This is a genomic window from Thermoactinomyces intermedius (assembly GCF_013912365.1).
GTDB lineage: Bacteria > Bacillota > Bacilli > Thermoactinomycetales > Thermoactinomycetaceae > Thermoactinomyces > Thermoactinomyces intermedius.
On the sequence record NZ_JACETT010000024.1, the window covers coordinates 38687 to 56716 of the forward strand.

An 18030-nucleotide genomic window follows, 5' to 3' on the forward strand; every position below is an offset into this window, starting at 1 on the left:
CTCATTTTAAAATGTTTTGGATTAATTTCGTATCATAACTCCCTTGCTGAAACGGTTCGCTCTCCAACACACTTTTTAAGAGCGGAAGATTGGTTTTGATCCCCTCCACCTTGCACTTTTGCAAGGCTTCTCCGGCTTTTTTCAACACTTCCGCCCGGTTGCAACCGCTTACAATCAACTTGGCAATCATGGGATCATAAAAGGGCGAAACCACATTTCCTTCCTGAATCCCCGTATCCACACGCACGCCTTCTCCTTCGGGAAAAGAGAGTTGGGTCACTTTTCCGGGCGAAGGCAAAAAACGCTCCGGATCCTCAGCATAGATGCGAAACTCCATGGCATGGCCCCGGCCCGAAATTTCCTCCTGCTTCAGCGGCAAGGGCTTTCCTTCCGCCAGACAGATTTGCCAGTCCACCAAATCAACGCCGGTGATGGCTTCCGTGACGGGATGTTCCACCTGCAAGCGCGTGTTCATTTCCAAAAAATAAAATTGTTCGGTTGCATCCACCAAAAATTCAACCGTGCCCACTCCGGTAAATTGTGCCGCTTTGGCTGCCTCCACCGCCGCTTTTCTCAATTTTTCCCGGGTGGATTCATAAATGGACGGCGATAATCCCTCTTCAATCACCTTTTGATTCCGTCTTTGCACCGAGCACTCTCTTTCAAACAAATGAACCACGTTCCCGTGTTGATCTGCGGCAATTTGGACTTCGACGTGCCTGGCAGGAGAGATCACTTTCTCGATAAACAAACCGTCATGGCCAAAATAAGCCTTGGCCCGGTTTTTCAGCGGCTGAAAATGCTTTTTCAGCTCATCCTCGTTCAAACAAACCTGCATCCCGATTCCGCCCCCGCCGGCGCTTGCTTTGACCAGAACCGGATAACCCATTTCCCCGGCCACGGCGACGGCATCTTCCGGCCGGGACAAACCGTCGGATCCCGGAATGACCGGAATCCCCGCTTTTTTCATGGTTTGTCTGGCCACGACTTTATCGCCCATCCGCGAAATGACGGAAGGATCCGATCCGATCCAAATCAGCCCGTTGGCTTGCACTTTTTCGGCAAACACCGCATTTTCCGATAAAAAACCGTAACCCGGATGAATCGCATCCGCCTTGGTTTCAAAAGCGGCATCCAAAAGCGCTTCCTTATTCAGATAACTTTTGGGAACCGGGGGCGGGCCGATGCAGACGGCTTCATCCGCCATCTTAACAAACGGCATTTCCTGATCGGCTTCGGAATAGACCGCCACGGTTTTTAACCCTTTTTCCCGGCACGTCCGGATGATGCGACAGGCAATTTCTCCCCGGTTTGCAATAAGCACCTTTTTTATCGACATAATTCACCTCTTTTTTCTAAAATAAATATAATCATTAATAATGGTTATATTTTAAATTGTTCTACAAAAACGTTTTTTACTCCTTCTCAAATGAATCAAAGTTTTGTGGTAAAATAGGGGAAACAAGGATAAAAATCTTAAAAATTCAGGGGGCAGGAACCATGAATGCTTTAAAAGTCGAAAGATTAAAAATTAATTATAAAACATTTGAGGAATTCCAACAATTTCATGAGTTCGGACTTCCGGAATTATCCATGTTGGAAGATCTGCAAGAAAATATGGTGGAAAACAACAGCCAATCCCCTTTTTACGGCATATACCAAGATGGAAAGCTGGCGGCCAGAATCAGCTTATACCGGGTGGACGCCAAATATGACCGCTATTTTTCACCCGCCCAGGATTATTATGAGATTTGGAAGTTGGAAGTGTTGCCCCCGTTTCGCGGGCAAGGCATGGGAAAAGCGCTGGTCTCTTACGCCAAAAGTTTGGGATTGCCGGTCAAAACCAATGCCCGTTGCCGGACGGATGAGTTTTGGAAAAAAATGGGCTTCACCCCTGTCAAATACCTTCCGGAACGCGACCGCGGCGAAAGCCCCTATGTTTGGTTGCCGGAAGGGGTCGCTTTAAAAGAATGAGGGAATTTTCACACCCATAAACGGAAAGACCCACATGTTTCAATATGCGGGTCTTTTTTTACTTGTCGATTTGCTCCAGGGATTCTTCCCCCAACCGGCTCTTGTCTTGCAAATTCCCTTCCTCTTGGATCGCCAGCTTGCGGGCTCTCTCCATGATTTGAACCAGGGTGCGGTAATCGTCATTGACAAGACGGTAATCGCTCTTTACATCATTCAGTTGTTCTTTCATCTCTTGGTTTTCTTTTTCCAACTTCCGGATCTGGTTTTCCCGTTCCTTCAATTCCTTTTCCAATTGTTGCTGTTGCCTTTGCAGTTCACTCACTTCTGTTTTATATTGACGCAAAAAGCGGATGATCTTATCAATGGACTGGACCATGTTTTCGGAAGACAAAGAATCCGGCCGGAAACGGTAACCGGTTTTGCCCCGTTCCTGCAATTTCTTTTGCCGCTGTTGCTTGGCGATTTGAATGGCGGATTCGTACTTTTTGCGCACCGTGCTGTTCCAGCGGAATCCGCAGGCAGCCGGGGTTCTGCCCAACTTCTCGGCCACTTCTTCAAATGCGGATAATTGTGTTCCTCCTTCCCGGATATGCCTTAAAGTCACTTCCGCCAAAATCATGTCATCATCAGGAGTCCAAGCATCCTGGCGTTTCACTGCCATAAACCGTACCTCCTATCCCTCTTAAGCCCCTCTCACACAAGGTCAACTTCCTTATCCTTACTATATGCAATTGATATAAATCATAGTATATGGATCTACTAATTTTTATTACCATCCGGATGTAGAAGTATACCCCCGTGCTGGCGAAAATCAAAGAAATCCAAGGTACGGTTTTCTCTTGCTCATTTCGTGCGGGTGCGCTTTAAAAACGCGGAAACCGCCTGATGGTGACTCTCGCTTTCCCACAAAGCGGCACAATTTTCCGCCTCTTGATGCAAAAGCTCGGCCGTGTCTTTACCTTCCCGGACCGCTTTGGCAAGCAATTTATAACGGGCAGTGACTTCCGGGGAACTTTTTACCAGGGAACCCACAAACCGCTTGACTTCATCCCAAAACCGGTCACGCTCCCATACCTGATCGGCCAGTCCCGTCTCCAAAGCATCTATTGCCCCCATCACTTTTCCGGACAGTAAAACCGGCAAGGCCCGTCCCGGTCCGATTTTTTTCATCAACCGGCTGGCGCCTCCCCACCCGGAAGTAATATGCAAATTCACCTGGATCATCCCGAACCGGGCCGAATCCGAAGCCACACAAAGGTCACAACTGGCGGCAAACTCACACCCGCCTCCCACGGCAGGACCCTCCACTGCCGCAATCGAAAGCAAACGCGACTGATAAATCCGTTCCAATAATTTTCCCATCCGCAACATGACAGGCCGGATTTCTTCCGTTTTGGTCATTTGGTGAAATTCCCCCACATCGCCACCGGACAAAAAGGCTTTCTCATCACCGTAAAACACAACCGCCTGCAATTGTTCATCCTTTTCCCATTCATTCCATACGGACTCCAACTCTTCCATCATCTTCAGATTCACTGCATTCCGGACTTCCGGCCGGTGAAAACGGATCCATCCGGTTTTCCCCGTTTTTTTCACTTGCATTGTCTCCATCATGGAACATCCTTTCTTCTTTGCTTGATAGCCGCATGACACTGAGGGTATAATAAATCTGTCATCGTCTTCTGAGATCTCAACGTATCAGGGTACATAGAAAGGAGTGGGACCATGGACCGCATGTTTCGTGTTCTCGGGTTCTGGGCTTTTGCGATCGCCCTCATGTTCCTGGCTGGACAAATGTACATCCCGGCCTTCCTTTTCATCGCACAAACCATCCTCTTCACGGTATTGGGTTACATGCGTTTCACGGAAAAAACATATATGTATCTGTTTGGTGGTTATATGTTTATTTCCTTTATCGGTATGGTTGGGTATGCCACTTTCATGATGTAATATTTACGAAAAGATTGCAAAGCGTTTTCACTTTAAAAAAACCTCATCCCGGCGGCTCTTTTCTTTGTGGGAAAGCAAAAGAAAAGAGCCGTCTTGTTTTGACGGCTCTTTTTCATGCTTCATCGATACTCGGAATGTTCACGGCCGGATCGACTTCCTGATCATAATCGACGCCCTCTGTTTCAAAACCAAACAGCTGGAAGAAATCGTGTCGATACCCTTCAATATCCGAAATTTCTTCCAACGTGGTGCTGTCGATCAACTTCCACTGCTCCATCACTGCTTGCTGCACTTCCGGCTGCATTTCCAAATCATCAATCCGGATGCGCCCTTTTTCATCCACGGGCACTTCCCCGCTCCGGTAAAGTCTTTCCGAAAAGAGGCGGTACATTTGCATGATGCAGTCTTCGTGCAACCCTTTTTCTTTCATCACTTTGTACAAGATGGAAATGTAAAGCGGAACAATCGGAATCGCGGCACTCGATTGCGTCACCAGGGCTTTGTTGACAGACACAAACGCCCGTCCGCCCAAGTCTTTCAGTTTTGCATCCAGTTCATGAGCGGTTTTTTCCAAATGGTCTTTGGCTTTTCCGACGGTCCCTTCCCGGTAAATGGGGAAAGTCAGTTCCGGACCGATATAGGAATAGGCAATGGTGGTGACGCCTTCTGCCAACACATCCGCTTCTTTCAAAGCATCCATCCACATCTGCCAATCTTCCCCGCCCATGACCTGAATGGTGTCATAAATCTCTTTTTCGGTGGCCGGTTCAATCGTCATTTCGGAAACGTGACCGCTGTGAAAATCCACCGCTTTGTTGGTAAAGGGTTTTCCGATCGGTTTCAAAACGGAATGGAAAGTCTCTCCCGTTTCCGGATGAACCCGCCGGGGAGCCGCCAGGCTGTAAACCACCATGTCCACTTTGCCCCCCAAACGGTTTTTGATCTTTTTGATCGTATGTTCTTTGATCTCTTTGCTGAATGCATCCCCGTTAATGCTTTCCGCCACCAATCCGGCTTTACGGGCTTCTTTCTCAAAAGCCGCCGTGTTGTACCAACCTGCCGTGGCCGTCCGGTTTTTCACACTGGGTTTTTCAAAAAACACCCCGATGGTGTCGGCTCCGCAACCAAAAGCCGCCACAATTCTGGAAGCCAGTCCGTAACCGGTTGAAGAACCGATGACCAGCACTTTTTTCGGCCCGTCAATTTTGGGCCGGCTTTGGACATAATCAATCTGGTTTTGCACTTGCTTCGCACAACCAACCGGATGGGCCGTTGTGCAGATAAAGCCGCGAAATTTCGGTTTAATGATCATCTTTCATCCTCTTTCATTTTCATTTTTTTCAGCCAGTGGATTTGGTCTGGATGAGCACTTGGAATGCTTCGCCCATGGTTTCGGGATGAATCAGCTGCTTGATGGCCCGAACCCGCTTTGCATCCTTGCCAAACGGATCCCTTCCGGGGACTTCAGGCAGCCAGTCGAACACGCCTGCCTGAATCAAAAACCGGGACTGGGACCATAACTGCTCCCCCGTAAACCCGGCCTCCCGGCCCCATTCGATCAAATGGGAAAAATTCACGTCATATGTAAGATCCTTTTCCCCCGGATCCGAATATAAATCGTGGCAAATCCGATGCGCTTGATAGGCGCGGATGGTTTTTCCCTTTTGCAGCAATTGTTCACCGGTCCCGCCATAGTCAATGGTGACCAGCACTCCTTGCTCCATCCAGCCTGCAATTTCCCGCAGCCAGTCACGCGCCGCCAAACAAATTTCCGTTTCTTGGCCTTCTTTTAATTTCCTCAGCCAACTTTCCATTTGTTGACGGACGGGACTGTCTTCCGACAAAGGAAGCCACTCTTCCTTCAAATAAGGCTTCCGGTGCATGGTGGTCACAAACGCCTCGGTCCATCCGCCCTGCTCTTTTTTTATCCGATGAACCGGAAAAGCGTCAACCAGCTCGTTGCTGTAAATAAATGAGAAAGGCCGTGCAGGAATGTCGCTCAAGCGGCTGACAATCTGAAAACCGACCGGGGAAGAAGAAAAGCGTTCTTCCAGCAAACGGCAATGATACGGGCTGGTTTCGATTAAGTAAAAAGAAATCTCTTCCGGGGAAAACCCCTGCTCCATCAACCCTTGCGCAAACTGTCCGGCAATCCGGCCGTCGCCGGCTCCCCATTCGACAATCGTCCAACGGGACCGGATTTGGTTTCTTTTCAGCCAGTCCGCAAAAAACCGGCTGAGCACCTTGCCAAACAAGTCACCCACGTGCGCATTGGTGAAAAAATCACCCTTTTTCCCCAATTTGGTCTGTTCCTTTGCATAATAACCCCATACCGGATGATACAACGCCTGTTCCATAAACCGGGGAAAAGAGATGGCACGACGGCGTGTCGATTCAATTTCCTGAATCAACCCGGCCAAAAGAGTATCGCTCATGACAAGCTCCCTTCATGAGAAATCAAACACATTGGTGCTCAGGTACCGTTCGCCGGTATCCGGGGCCATGCAAACCACTCTCTTGCCTTTTCCCAACCGTTTCGCCACTTGAAGAGCCGTCCACACCGACGCGCCTGATGAAGGGCCGACCAGCAGGGCTTCTTGGCAGGCCAACTTGCGGGTGGTTTCAATGGCGTCTTCATCACTGACATGGAAAATTTCATCATAAATGGACTGATTCAAAACCGGCGGGATAAACCCGGGGCTTGTCCCCGGAATTTGGTGCGGTCCTGGTTTGCCGCCCGCCAGAACGGGGGAGTTTTTGGGTTCGACCACCGCAATAAATAAATCCGGCAAATGAGATTTTAAATATTCTCCGGTTCCTGTAATGGTTCCTCCCGTACCGGCCGTTGCCACAAATGCATCGATCTTTCCTTCCATCTGCTCCAAAATTTCCGGTCCGGTCGTGTTGCGGTGAACTTCCGGATTGGCTTCGTTTTGGAACTGATAAGGCATAAAGGAATTCGGGATTTCTTTGGCCAGTTCTTCCGCTTTCTTAATCGCCCCGGGCATTCTTTCCCTGCCCGGTGTCAACACCACTTTGGCTCCGTAGCCTTTTAAGAGTTTAATCCGTTCCTCGCTCATATTGTCCGGCATGACCAAAATGGTTTCATAGTTGCGCGCGGCACCGACCAGTGCCAATCCAATCCCGGTGTTGCCGCTGGTGGGCTCAATAATGGTTGCCCCCGGTTTTAATACTCCCCGTTTTTCCGCATCCAGGATCAAGTTCAACGCCGTACGGTCTTTGACACTTCCGCCGGGATTAAATTTTTCCAGCTTCACATACACATCCGCCCAGTCCGGTTGAACCAGACGGTTCAATTTGACCAGCGGGGTCCGGCCCACCAATTCCAAAATATTTTCCGCAACGCTTACTCTTTGCTGACGGGTCCGTTCCATTCCAACATTCCACCTTTTAAATTAAACAATTGTTCAAATCCTTTTTGGGCCAAAACCTCTGCCGCGATCACACTCCGCCGTCCGCTCCGGCAAACCAGCAAGACCGGCTTGTCTTTGGCATGTTCCAATTCATGAAAACGGTTTTCCATTTCATCATACGGAATATGGGCAGCCCCGGGGATATGCCCTTCCTGATATTCCTCATCCGTGCGCACATCTACCACCACATATTGCTCCGGATCAAAAGCCTTGCTTAATTCTTTGGCTTCAATATCCTGATATTTTCTCACACCGGTCACTCCTTTGGTAAAATGGGTAAAATATGAATGCGAAGTTGATCCAGGTTCAAAGGCCCTTCCACGATCTTGCGGATCTTTCCATCCTGGTCAATGAAAAAAGAGCTCGGAATCGGAACAATGCCGTAAAGCTCAGTGACTTCACGATTCCGGTCCAACAAAACCGGAAATTTCAATTGATATTGCTCCACAAAAGAAGAAACAGCCACATCGGTTTCCGCAATATTGACGGCCAACACCTCAAACCCCTGGTCTTTGTACTGTTCATAAGCATTTTGCAGCGCGGGCATTTCCGTGCGGCAGGGTTCGCACCATGTCCCCCAGAAATTGAGTAAAACGGCTTTTCCCCTGTAATCGCTCAGCTGCACCGTTTTCCCGTCCAATGTCGTCAGGGTAAAGTTGGGTGCCGGTTCTCCTTCCTGCAATCCGCTTTTTGAATCCTGGGTCACGGCCTGATATAAAGCATAACCAATTAAAACCACCATCACAAGAAACAAGATGCGCCGCACCCAGTACCTCGTTTTTTTGTCCATGGCCTCACCCGACTTTCTAATTCAATGTACCTCAAATCAAAATCCTTGAAAACCTGTGACTTTTGCCAGCCAGGCAGTGAAAACCGTCATCTGATCAGTATATAACAAAACCCCCAGCAAAATCATCAAGGCCCCTCCGGCCTTCATCAATTTTTCCGAATACCGCAAAATCCAACGGGTTTTTCCCATGAAAAATGCCATCAGCAAAAATGGAATCGAAAATCCCAAAATATAAGCCGTCACATAGACAAATCTCATTTCCGGATTCAAAGTCGTAAACGTAATGATGGCGGCAAAAATCGGGCCGATGCAGGGGGTCCATCCGGCGGAAAAACCGATCCCCACGGCCAGCGAGCCCAAATAGCTGACATTTTTTTTGGACACCTGCCATTTATACTCACGCATTAAAAAAGCGGGTCGGAAAATCCCCAGCATAAACAAACCCATCGCCACAATGAGAACGGCCCCCAGCATCCGCATCAGATCTTGATATTCTTTAAAATAAGCACCAAACCAGCTCGCGCTGAATCCGATGGCATAAAAAATCATGGAAAAACCGATGAGGAAAAAAACGGTATGCAACATGACCTCCTGCATCCGGCGTTTTTCCTTCAGCTGGTTGACGGAAATTCCCGTGATGTAGGAAAGATAGGACGGATACAGCGGCAATGAGCACGGAGAGACAAAGGAAAGCACCCCCGCTCCAAAAGCCAACCACCAGCTGACTTGCTCAACCATGATTTCTTCCCTCCCTATTTCATTGCATCAGTTCTTGCACCGCAGAGAAAAGCTGCTTTTCGGAAACGCCTCCCATAAAGTGCCGGGTGATTTTGCCGTTTTCATTGATGATAAACGTGGCGGGAATATTGAACAATTGATATTGGTCCACACCGACCACCGTCCCGTTCCGGCCCCGGTCCAGGGCGACCGGAAACGTGTACCGGTGGTTGTCAAGATAAGGTTTGACATCGCTTTCATCACGCTCCATCGCAGTTTCATTCACCATGATCACATTGATCTTCTCGCCGTATGTTTCATGCAGTTTTTGGAAATAGGGCATCTCCTCCTTGCAAGGAGGGCACCAGGTCGCCCAGAAATTCACGACGGTCGGTTTTCCCTCGTTTTGATACAACTCCACTTCTTCCCCGGATAAGGTGGGCAGCTTAAAATTGGGCGCGCAAAAACCTTGCACCGGTTTGGGTTCTCCCTGGCACACCGCCCGGTTCATCGCGGAAGCCGGATTTTCTTTTGGTTTGTCAACAGTCATGAAGACGGCCCCTGCCACCGCGGCAGCCAAAACCGCAACAATGACGGCTTGTCGCTTGTTCATTGCAAACCCCCTTTGATGATGGACTCATTGCTTCGTTGTCCAAAGTATATGTCAACGGCCGGACTCTTTAAACCTTTTTTCACAGCATTCCGGTTACAAACGGATTATGCATCTGTTCCCTTCCGATCGTGGTTTCCGGGCCGTGTCCGCACAAAACACGGGTTTCTTCGGGAAACTCCATGATGATGTCATGAATGGTGCGCATCAGGGTCTCGTGATCCCCTCCCGGCAAATCCGTCCGCCCGACGGAGTCTTGAAACAAGACATCACCGCTCAATAAAAGGGAATCGACCACATAAGTCACGCTGCCTGGCGAATGGCCCGGTGTATGTAGCACTTCCCATGATTTTCCGAGCAAAGTCAGGACCTCTTTGCCTTTCAGCAAATGATCCGCCGGTTTGGCCTGCACTTTCGGCAACCCGAAAAACGCAGAGCCGTTTAAATCCGGATTGGTCAGCCACTCCGCTTCCGCCTCATGGACATAGACCGGAGCCCCGGTCAATGAACGAACCTCTTCCAGCCCGCCAATATGGTCAAAATGAGCGTGCGTCAACAGCACTGCTTCAATCTTGAGTTCCAATTCCTGAATCCGTTCAACCAACGGTGCCGGCTCCATGCCCGGATCAATCACCACACCGCGTTTTTCATCCGGCAGATAAAGCAACCAGGTGTTGACCATCACCGGCCCCAAAACGAAAGATTCCACCTTCATCTTCTCACCCCATCTCATTCATCGCATTTATGCTCATTCTACACTGAAAACGCGCTTTTCAGCAAAACGGTACATGGAAGTTCCGTTTTCGGACAAAATAAACACAAATATACGGAAGGGAAGTGGGATCGGATGAACACACTTCTGAAAACCATCAGCGGTCTTGCCGGCATCGCCTTGATTCTTTCGGCTTGCTCGCAAAAAAATGAACCGCCGGCGGACAATGCATCGCCTTCGCCCAATCAGCCCCCGCAAACCGTGAAAGTCCGGCAGACCGCTCCGAACGAAAAGAAAGACCAGTCATCCCAGGCCGTTGCAAACCGCCTGGTAACTATTGCTCAAAACGTCCCGAACGTCAAAGGGGCCTCCGCCATCGTTCTTGGTAAATACACCATTGTCGGGGTGGATTTGGATCCGACCCTGGACCGGGGAAGAACCGGCACCATCAAATATACGGTGGCCCAAGCCCTGAAAGAAGATCCGCAAGGAGCCAATGCGCTGGTCACCGCAGACCCCGACATCACACAGCGGATCCGGGAATTGAATGAAGATCTTCAAAACGGCCGTCCGGTTCAAGGAGTGATGGAAGAACTGGCCGAAATCGCAGCCCGCATCGTTCCGCAACCTTCCAGGGAAACCGAGAAAAACGAACAACCCCCCTCGAAGGAAGATCAACAGCGGCTGAAATAAAAAAGCAAACATCGGGATTTTCCCATGTTTGCTTTTCTTCTTTTTCTTTTATTAATCAATTGATCAAACTTGCTTGCCTTCCGCTTTCATAAATGTAGTATACTAGAAAATAGCCCATTTGATCTGTTAAAGGAAGATGCCTCATGAAAGTGATTTGCATTTTGTGTGACCAGGTTTTCCGTCCGGACCCGCTCACGGAGAAAAAAATCAAAAAGCATCCGCACCGGATTCAAATTTGTCCGCAATGCCACGAACGAATCACCAAACAAGTGACGGAAAGAAAAAAAAATCAATCCTCAAAGACTTGATTGTACTTTGGTTCCGCCATGATGTCGCGGAGCAATTGTTCCGCCGTGTCTTTGGAAAAAATCTCCTCTCTTTCTTCTCCATCCACCTGATAACAAACCACATACCGGTCTTTTTCTTTTCTCTTTTCCAAATGTTCCACGCGGTGATCTTCCCGCAGCATTTCTTCAAAAAACTGCACGGTGTCCCGTGCAGAACGATCACTGGGCCTTGCATCCTGAACCACTTGGATTTGCAACCAGTTAAACAGAGCATCTTTGAGTTGCATGGTCATCTCTCCCTGAGTTCACGCCATTTTTTCGTCTTGTTCTTTCTTTCGCACCAGGTAAAGCCGCAACCGCGTCACTGCAATCAACACCACCGTGACCAGCAGTGCGGGAACGATGGGCAGTCCCATCAGATGAAAAAGGGCGAGCAGCCAACAGCCGACAGCCAAGGTGATGTAAACCAGCACCGTTTTCAACACGGGCAGCCGGACCGCAAACGCCGTTTTGTAAATCATGGCCGTTAACACCAAAATCACGAGATAAATACCTGAAATCGGTAAAGAATTCAACCAGTTATTGAGCCATGCCAACATCTTACACCCCTTTTATCCTTTCAATTGATGGAGATATTTCATCTCTTCACTGTATTCTTGTTCATCCTCCACCGGCGTTTCCAGAACCACGGGCAATCCTTCAAAACGTGGTTCTTTCAGAAACAGGGACAAGGCTTTTTCCCCGATTTCCCCTTTTCCTATTTTTTCATGCCGGTCCTTCCGGCTTCCGGCCGGGGCTTTGCTGTCATTAAAATGAATCGCCACCAAATTTTCAAGATACTTCGTCTTTTCCATTTCGTTCACAAGGTCTGAAAAAGTTTCTTCCATCCAGATTCCGGCGGCAAACCCGTGACATGTGTCAAAACAGAACCCGATTTTCTCCGGCGCATCGGTGGCTTCCCGAATGTCGACAAGCTCCTGAATCGTCAGACCCAATTCGCTGCCTTGCCCGGCGGTGTTTTCCAGTAGCAACTTGGTGTTTCCTTCATAATCCGCCAAAATTTTGTTCAGCGTCTCCACCATTCTTTCACGGCCGTACGCTTCCCCTTCCCCCACATGTTTTCCGCAATGGACCACTGCTCCGACGGCACCGTATGCTTCGGCAATCATCAAATCTTCTTTGATGGAACGAATGGTCACTTCATGAAGATCCGGTTTGGGGGTGGACAAATTGGTGATATAAGGTGTATGGCAAACCAACGAAATGCCGTGCTCTTCGCAAAATTGCCTTCCCCGTTCGGCATCCGTGTGATTTAATTTTTTGGGGCGTAAGCCACGCGGATTTTTCGTGAACACCTGAAACGAATCCGCTCCCAATTCGCGGGCTTTTTGCGCAGCTTTGTAAAATCCTTTGGCAACGCTGATGTGACAACCGATTTTCATGGACTTCTCCTCCTGTAAAGACAAAAAGCGCCTGAGGTAAAGGCGCCGTTCACGTCCATATTTTATCACTTTTTCTTTGACGATAGCAACTTTCTCATCCGGTCCGGATCGTTGGTGATCACTGCATCCGCCCCGGCCTCCACCAACCGTTTCATCTCTTCTTCCTCATTCACCGTATACGGGCGGACCCGGATTCCATGCCGGTGGCAACCATCAATCATCTCAGCGGTGACAGCCCGATGGTACGGATGAACCGCATCCACCCCCAAATACTTTGCATACACCCAAGGATCGACCATCCCGCAGACATAAAGCGCTCCGGTTTGCATGTCGGGACGGGCTTGTTTCACAGCCAACAGCGAATCATGCCGGAAGGAAGAGAGAATGACCCGATCTTGCACTTGAAACCGTTCCACTTCCGCAATCACTTTTTGTTCCAATCCGGGATACCGGATGATGCCGTTTTTCAGCTCAATGTTGATCTCAACGAAAGCCCCCTCAAGCCTTTCCAGCACTTCACCCAATGTGGGGACAGGCTCGTTTTGAAAGGACGGATGAAACCAACTTCCGCTATCCAGTTGTTTCAGCTCTGCCAGCGTCATGTCTTTGATCCATCCGGTTCCGTCGGTGGTACGGTCCACTGTTTCATCATGCATCACAATCACATGCCCGTCGCGGCTTAAATGCACATCCAACTCCACGCCGTCCGACTTGGCTTCCACGGCTTTTTCAAAGGCAGACAACGTATTTTCCGGAGCCGCCCCCGAAAAGCCCCGGTGGGCAAACACTTTGGTCAAACTCACCGATTCCACCCACAATGCTTTCGTTCTTTCCTGTTGATTTCCACACGCTGCCTCGGCATTCCTTGTCACTCCGGAAAAAAAGATCCCCTCATCCCAACCGGACGGCAAGTTGGATCAACGTGCGCGCCATCACGCCGGTTGCCCCTTTGACAAAAATCCCTTTTTCTTTGGGGGCCTGCACCGTTCCGCCGATATCCAAATGGACAAACGGGGTGTCTCCGGCAAAAGCTTTTAAAAACATGCCCCCCTGGATGGCTCCGGCCGGAAAACCTCCTTCATTTTTCAAGTCGGCAATATCGCTCTTCAGATATTCATCATATTCTTCGTACAACGGAAGCTCCCATACCCGTTCCCCCGCGATGCGTGCGGCTGCTTTCACTTCCTCCGCCCACTCTTCATCATTGCTCATCAAACCGGTCACTTCATAACCCAACGCCACTTGAATCGCCCCGGTTAACGTTGCAACGTCAACGATCCGGGTCACTCCCAGCCGTTTTGCATAAGCGATCGCATCGGCCAACACCACTCTGCCTTCCGCATCGGTGTGTTGGATTTCAACCGTCTTGCCGCTGAAGGTGGAAATCACATCGCCGGGACGGTATGCTTTCGTGCCCACTCCGTTTTCGCACACCGGAATGACAGCGCATACATTACAGTGCGGCTGCAATTCCCCGATGGCATCCATCGCCGCCAGGACCGCCGCCGCCCCGGCCATGTCGTCTTTCATTTCCTCCATCCCGCGTGCCGGTTTAATTTGCAATCCTCCGGAGTCGAACGTGATTCCTTTTCCAATCAGCCCCAGCATTTCCTGGCTGTCCGGCTCACCTTGATACGTCAGCACAAGCATGTACGGATCATGGGCTCCGGCTTGCGCCACACTCAATAACCCGCTCATCCCCAGCTCCTCCAACCGGCCGTTGGTGATGATCTCGGCTTTCAAATTGCGTTTTTCGGCGATTTTTCTTGCTTCGTCGGCCAATTGGTCCGGAGTCATGCGGTTGCTCGGTTCATGCACCAGATAACGGGCGTAATTGGTGGCCCTGGAAAAGATTTGGCCGCGTTGTTTTCCGGCTTCAAACGCTGGTTCCCGGAGCGTTGCGTCAGAAATCCAAACCGCGTTGATTTTCTTTTTCGATTGCTCTTGTTTATAGGTGTGATGCTCATAAGTGCCCAATTCCATGCCTTCAACAACCGATTGTACGACATCAACCGGATTGTATCTTTCAATGACCAAGGAGGGACAACCGATTCCCAAACTGTCAATGCCTTTCTTTTTGGCGGTGCGGGCCACGGCCGCCACGGCATCTTTAAACGCCGGCAAATCCAGTTTGTCCTCTTTGCCCAACCCGACGACAAAGACACGACCGGACGGAATTTTCCCCCAATTGTGAAGAGTCGTAATCCCGCCGAACTTTCCGGTGATTTCCCCCAGCGAAATGAGATTGGAAATTCGAAAACCGAGTGCTTCATCGATTTCCCGGGTGACGCCCAACAAGGATTCGCGCTTTTGAAAATGAAAAACCACAATCGCATCCGCAGACAATGAAGCAAGCGGTTCTCTCGTCAATTTCCATTCCATTCCAACGCCTCCTCAAATCGGATTCTGGATGTCTTAAATTAAAAGTGCATTATCTCTGTAAAAATTCTTGCATGTAACAGTTTCGACAAAATCAGACCCGTTTCCTGTCTTGGATAAATAGACGAAATTGTTTTATAACAGACACAACTAAGCATCAAGCGGATTGATATATGAATATATTCCACAGATATGCTTATATACATCTTCAGCAGGTTGAGCCTTTTGCCGGTCTTTGCACGATCAACAATTCTCATTCCTTTTAATTTTTATAATATTTAAATAATTTTCCGCCATAAATAAGAGACCCACGTGAGCGGGTCCGGATGCAAATCATAATGCTTCCAGCATCATCATCTCTTTTCTGATTTCCTCCAGTCGCGCTTTGCATTGGTCGATTTTATGGGGATGGTTCTCTTTGAGAGCGTCGTACAGGTTCAACAACTCATAATCCAACTCCATTCTCAACACCAGGATCCTTTCTTCCGCATCCCGACAACGGTAAGCCTTCATCAAATCCTCCATGGTTCCGCTACACCCCTTATTTTTTAATCGGGTATCTTAGGATGCCTGCCATCTTGTTGCTTGGCTACAGCATTGCCTGTTTTTCAAGAAATAAACCTGCCCGGAAAAAACGTTTTTGTCCCCGCGGAATCCGAGGTCCTGATTTTCTATAATCTATGCTTAAAAACTTGCAAACGGAACGACACTTGACAATGTGGATGATTTTCAGAATGAAATGGCCTTGTGGTAAGATAGTGATCAAAACGGAAAAAAGGTGGTGAACATCGATGGCAATTCCTTCGTTTACGGAAGAAGATTTTGCCGTCTTTCAGGTAAACGGCCTTGAAGAACGCATGGAAGAGTTAAAGAAACGGATCCGGCCGAAATTTGAAAGCATCGGGGAACAAATCACCCCGTTTCTTGAGCAAATGATCGGGGAACCTTTTTATCTGCACATTGCAAAACATGCCCGCCGGACCGTGAATCCGCCAGATGAAACTTGGATGGCCTGGGCCGCCAACAAACGCGGGTATAAAGCCCATCCGCACTTTCAACTGGGAATCCGCGACACGCATCTTTTCATCTGGTTTGCTTTGATTTATGAATGCGGCCGCAAACCCGATTTTGCCCGCAGCCTTCGTGCGCAATTGGACGAAATCTGGCCGGCGATTCCTGACCACTTCCACATTTCGGAAGATCACACCGTTCCCAAAACCACTCCCAAAAAGGATTGGGATGTGGAAAAAGGGTTGGACCGCCTGGAAAAGGTGAAAAAAGCCGAGTTTTTGTGCGGAATTCTCATCCCCCGGGAAGAAGCGGTTACCTTAAAAGGCGAAGAAATCATCCAACGCAGTGAATCGGCTTTTCAAACGCTTTATCCTTTGTATCGGTTGGCAGTTTCTTCCTGACTTGATTCTTGCCTGCAATCCTGAGGGTTTTGCAGGTTTTTTTATGGATTTTTTTCTTTTGTTTAAGAATGCTTTTTGTTATACTAACGGTCGTGCATGATTTACTTGTAAAGGCAGGCAACAGCAATGAATCAAAGACAATATCAAACACCACTGTTTTCCAAGCTGATTGAACACTCACAAAAAAAACCGCTGCAATTCCACATCCCCGGCCATAAAAAAGGGCAGGGAATGGATCCGGAATTTCGTCAGTTTGTCGGGTCGAACATCCTGTCGATCGACCTCATTAACATAGAGCCATTGGATGATTTGCATCTTCCCAAAGGGGCGATCAAGGAAGCTCAGGAGCTGGCTGCCGAAGCCTTCGGGGCCGACCACACCTTCTTTTCCGTCCAGGGAACCAGCGGAGCGATCATGAGCATGGTGATGTCCGTCGTCCGTCCGGGAGAAAAAATCATTGTGCCAAGAAACGTGCACAAATCCGTGATCACCGCCATTATTCTGGCTGGTGCTTACCCGGTTTTTGTCCACCCGGAAATGGATGAACGGCTCGGAATCGCCCACGGCATCACCGCATGTCAGGTGCAAAAAGCGCTGAACCAACATCCGGATGCCAAAGCGGTGCTGGTCATCAATCCCACTTATTACGGTATCGCCGGGAATCTGCGAGAAATTGTCGAGGTTGTCCACCGGCACGGCATTCCCGTTTTGGTGGATGAAGCACACGGCGTGCTCACCCATTTTCATGACCGGTTGCCTTTGTCGGCAATGGATGCCGGTGCGGACATGGCCGCAACCAGTGTCCACAAATTGGGCGGATCGCTCACGCAAAGCTCAGTGCTCAACTTGCGGGAAGGACTGGTCAATCCCCACCGGGTGCAAGCCATTATCAGCATGTTGACGACCACCTCCACTTCCTATCCGCTTTTGGCATCCCTTGATACGGCCCGCCGTTATCTGGCCGTCAACGGCAGTGAGATCATTGAACAAACACTGTATTGGGCCGATACGGCAAGAAAACGGATCAATGAAATCCCCGGGCTGCATTGCATCGGGAGAGAATGGCTGGGAAGTGATGCATTGTATGACATCGATGAAACCAAACTGCTCATCCATTTAAAACACTTGGGCATCACCGGATATGATGCAGAAAAATGGTTGCGGGAACATCATCGCATTGAAGTCGAGTTGAGCGATTTATACAACATTTTGTGTCTGGTCACGCCCGGTGACAACGAAGAAACGATCCTTCCGTTAATAGATGCCCTTCAGGATTTATCCGATCATTTTTATCAACCCGGACGTTCCAATCATGTTCCCATTCAAACCCCGGAAATTCCGGAACTGGTTCTGTCGCCGCGCGAAGCGTTTTACAGCCCGACGGTGTCGGTTCCGTTGGAAGAAGCCGCCGGAAGAATCAGCGCCGAATTCATCATGATTTATCCGCCCGGGATCCCTGTTTTTGCGCCGGGGGAACGGATCACGGAAGAAAACATCGACTATATCAAAAAGCACATTCAAGCCGGATTGCCTGTCAAAGGAACGGAAGATCCGAACGTGAAAATGATCCGGGTGATTGAATAAAAAAAGGCCGCTTGAAGCGGCTTTTTTTATACCCACCTTTGTCCTT

23 protein-coding genes are annotated in these 18030 nt (G+C 49.2%); 6 read left to right on the top strand and 17 right to left on the bottom strand.

Annotated elements, in window-relative coordinates:
• Position 1: 1 nt before the first annotated feature.
• The gene (locus H1R82_RS06120; RefSeq protein WP_181731208.1) at positions 2 to 1333 is read right to left on the bottom strand and encodes an acetyl-CoA carboxylase biotin carboxylase subunit; all 1332 of its coding nucleotides are present in this window, start codon (positions 1331 to 1333) and stop codon (positions 2 to 4) included.
• 167 nt (positions 1334 to 1500) lie between these two features.
• Here H1R82_RS06120 and H1R82_RS06125 point away from each other — a divergent pair, with 167 nt between their 5' ends.
• The gene (locus H1R82_RS06125) at positions 1501 to 1974 is read left to right on the top strand and encodes an N-acetyltransferase (RefSeq protein WP_181730845.1); all 474 of its coding nucleotides are present in this window, start codon (positions 1501 to 1503) and stop codon (positions 1972 to 1974) included.
• Between the two features lie 58 nt (positions 1975 to 2032).
• Here the strand turns inward: H1R82_RS06125 and H1R82_RS06130 are convergent, their stop codons facing one another.
• A complete protein-coding gene (locus tag H1R82_RS06130; RefSeq protein WP_181730846.1) occupies positions 2033 to 2635 on the bottom strand; it encodes an RsfA family transcriptional regulator in 603 nt (200 codons plus the stop codon).
• Between the two features lie 182 nt (positions 2636 to 2817).
• A complete protein-coding gene (locus H1R82_RS06135; RefSeq protein WP_181730847.1) occupies positions 2818 to 3585 on the bottom strand; it encodes an enoyl-CoA hydratase/isomerase family protein in 768 nt (255 codons plus the stop codon).
• 114 nt (positions 3586 to 3699) lie between these two features.
• Here H1R82_RS06135 and H1R82_RS06140 point away from each other — a divergent pair, with 114 nt between their 5' ends.
• Positions 3700 to 3924: a DUF2626 family protein gene (locus H1R82_RS06140; protein WP_037995005.1), complete on the top strand. Its 225-nt coding sequence runs from the start codon at positions 3700 to 3702 to the stop codon at positions 3922 to 3924.
• Positions 3925 to 4036: 112 nt separating this feature from the next.
• Here H1R82_RS06140 and fabV read toward each other — a convergent pair whose 3' ends face one another.
• The 8 genes from fabV to H1R82_RS06180 all read right to left on the bottom strand — a co-directional run bounded on the left by fabV (position 4037) and on the right by H1R82_RS06180 (position 10190).
• The gene (gene fabV, locus H1R82_RS06145; RefSeq protein WP_181730848.1) at positions 4037 to 5236 is read right to left on the bottom strand and encodes an enoyl-ACP reductase FabV; all 1200 of its coding nucleotides are present in this window, start codon (positions 5234 to 5236) and stop codon (positions 4037 to 4039) included.
• Between the two features lie 28 nt (positions 5237 to 5264).
• Positions 5265 to 6359 (bottom strand): class I SAM-dependent methyltransferase, encoded by a 1095-nt coding sequence (locus H1R82_RS06150; RefSeq protein WP_181730849.1) that lies wholly within the window; start codon positions 6357 to 6359, stop codon positions 5265 to 5267.
• A 12-nt stretch (positions 6360 to 6371) separates the two neighbouring features.
• Positions 6372 to 7319, bottom strand: a complete 948-nt coding sequence (cysK, locus tag H1R82_RS06155; RefSeq protein ID WP_181730850.1) for a cysteine synthase A — start codon at positions 7317 to 7319, stop codon at positions 6372 to 6374.
• Entirely contained in the window at positions 7292 to 7609 is a 318-nt protein-coding gene (locus H1R82_RS06160) for a rhodanese-like domain-containing protein (RefSeq protein WP_181730851.1), read from the bottom strand. Before H1R82_RS06160 ends, cysK begins: the two co-directional genes overlap by 28 nt.
• A gap of 5 nt (positions 7610 to 7614) precedes the next feature.
• Entirely contained in the window at positions 7615 to 8148 is a 534-nt protein-coding gene (gene resA, locus H1R82_RS06165) for a thiol-disulfide oxidoreductase ResA (protein WP_181730852.1), read from the bottom strand.
• A 36-nt stretch (positions 8149 to 8184) separates the two neighbouring features.
• Positions 8185 to 8889, bottom strand: coding sequence for a cytochrome c biogenesis CcdA family protein (locus H1R82_RS06170; RefSeq protein ID WP_374189116.1), 705 nt, complete (start codon positions 8887 to 8889; stop codon positions 8185 to 8187).
• A 16-nt stretch (positions 8890 to 8905) separates the two neighbouring features.
• Positions 8906 to 9478, bottom strand: coding sequence for a TlpA family protein disulfide reductase (locus H1R82_RS06175; RefSeq protein ID WP_181730854.1), 573 nt, complete (start codon positions 9476 to 9478; stop codon positions 8906 to 8908).
• A 79-nt stretch (positions 9479 to 9557) separates the two neighbouring features.
• Positions 9558 to 10190 carry an MBL fold metallo-hydrolase gene (locus H1R82_RS06180; protein WP_181730855.1) on the bottom strand — a complete coding sequence of 211 codons (633 nt, stop codon included), beginning with the start codon at positions 10188 to 10190 and terminating at the stop codon, positions 9558 to 9560.
• 132 nt (positions 10191 to 10322) lie between these two features.
• On the opposite strand from H1R82_RS06180, the gene H1R82_RS06185 reads away from it, so the two are divergent.
• Together H1R82_RS06185 and H1R82_RS06190 are read left to right on the top strand one after the other, a co-directional pair.
• Positions 10323 to 10880 (top strand): YhcN/YlaJ family sporulation lipoprotein, encoded by a 558-nt coding sequence (locus H1R82_RS06185; protein ID WP_181730856.1) that lies wholly within the window; start codon positions 10323 to 10325, stop codon positions 10878 to 10880.
• Positions 10881 to 11023: 143 nt separating this feature from the next.
• Entirely contained in the window at positions 11024 to 11188 is a 165-nt protein-coding gene (locus H1R82_RS06190; RefSeq protein ID WP_082240649.1) for a DUF2197 domain-containing protein, read from the top strand.
• On the opposite strand, the gene H1R82_RS06195 is transcribed toward H1R82_RS06190, so the two are convergent.
• The 6 genes from H1R82_RS06195 to H1R82_RS06220 all read right to left on the bottom strand — a co-directional run bounded on the left by H1R82_RS06195 (position 11170) and on the right by H1R82_RS06220 (position 15501).
• Positions 11170 to 11454 carry a hypothetical protein gene (locus H1R82_RS06195; protein ID WP_181730857.1) on the bottom strand — a complete coding sequence of 95 codons (285 nt, stop codon included), beginning with the start codon at positions 11452 to 11454 and terminating at the stop codon, positions 11170 to 11172. The genes H1R82_RS06190 and H1R82_RS06195 overlap by 19 nt on opposite strands.
• A gap of 18 nt (positions 11455 to 11472) precedes the next feature.
• Positions 11473 to 11763 (bottom strand): YlaH-like family protein, encoded by a 291-nt coding sequence (locus H1R82_RS06200; protein ID WP_181730858.1) that lies wholly within the window; start codon positions 11761 to 11763, stop codon positions 11473 to 11475.
• 15 nt (positions 11764 to 11778) lie between these two features.
• Positions 11779 to 12609 (bottom strand): deoxyribonuclease IV, encoded by an 831-nt coding sequence (locus H1R82_RS06205; protein WP_181730859.1) that lies wholly within the window; start codon positions 12607 to 12609, stop codon positions 11779 to 11781.
• A gap of 65 nt (positions 12610 to 12674) precedes the next feature.
• Positions 12675 to 13412, bottom strand: a complete 738-nt coding sequence (locus H1R82_RS06210; RefSeq protein WP_181730860.1) for a glycerophosphodiester phosphodiesterase — start codon at positions 13410 to 13412, stop codon at positions 12675 to 12677.
• 88 nt (positions 13413 to 13500) lie between these two features.
• A complete protein-coding gene (locus H1R82_RS06215) occupies positions 13501 to 14991 on the bottom strand; it encodes a leucyl aminopeptidase (protein WP_181730861.1) in 1491 nt (496 codons plus the stop codon).
• 330 nt (positions 14992 to 15321) lie between these two features.
• The gene (locus tag H1R82_RS06220) at positions 15322 to 15501 is read right to left on the bottom strand and encodes a YkzI domain-containing protein (RefSeq protein ID WP_231564588.1); all 180 of its coding nucleotides are present in this window, start codon (positions 15499 to 15501) and stop codon (positions 15322 to 15324) included.
• Positions 15502 to 15779: 278 nt separating this feature from the next.
• Between H1R82_RS06220 and H1R82_RS06225 the strand changes: the two genes are divergently transcribed.
• Together H1R82_RS06225 and H1R82_RS06230 are read left to right on the top strand one after the other, a co-directional pair.
• Entirely contained in the window at positions 15780 to 16400 is a 621-nt protein-coding gene (locus tag H1R82_RS06225; RefSeq protein WP_181730862.1) for a YktB family protein, read from the top strand.
• A gap of 126 nt (positions 16401 to 16526) precedes the next feature.
• Positions 16527 to 17984, top strand: a complete 1458-nt coding sequence (locus H1R82_RS06230; protein WP_181730863.1) for an aminotransferase class I/II-fold pyridoxal phosphate-dependent enzyme — start codon at positions 16527 to 16529, stop codon at positions 17982 to 17984.
• The last annotated feature ends 46 nt before the right edge of the window (positions 17985 to 18030 follow it).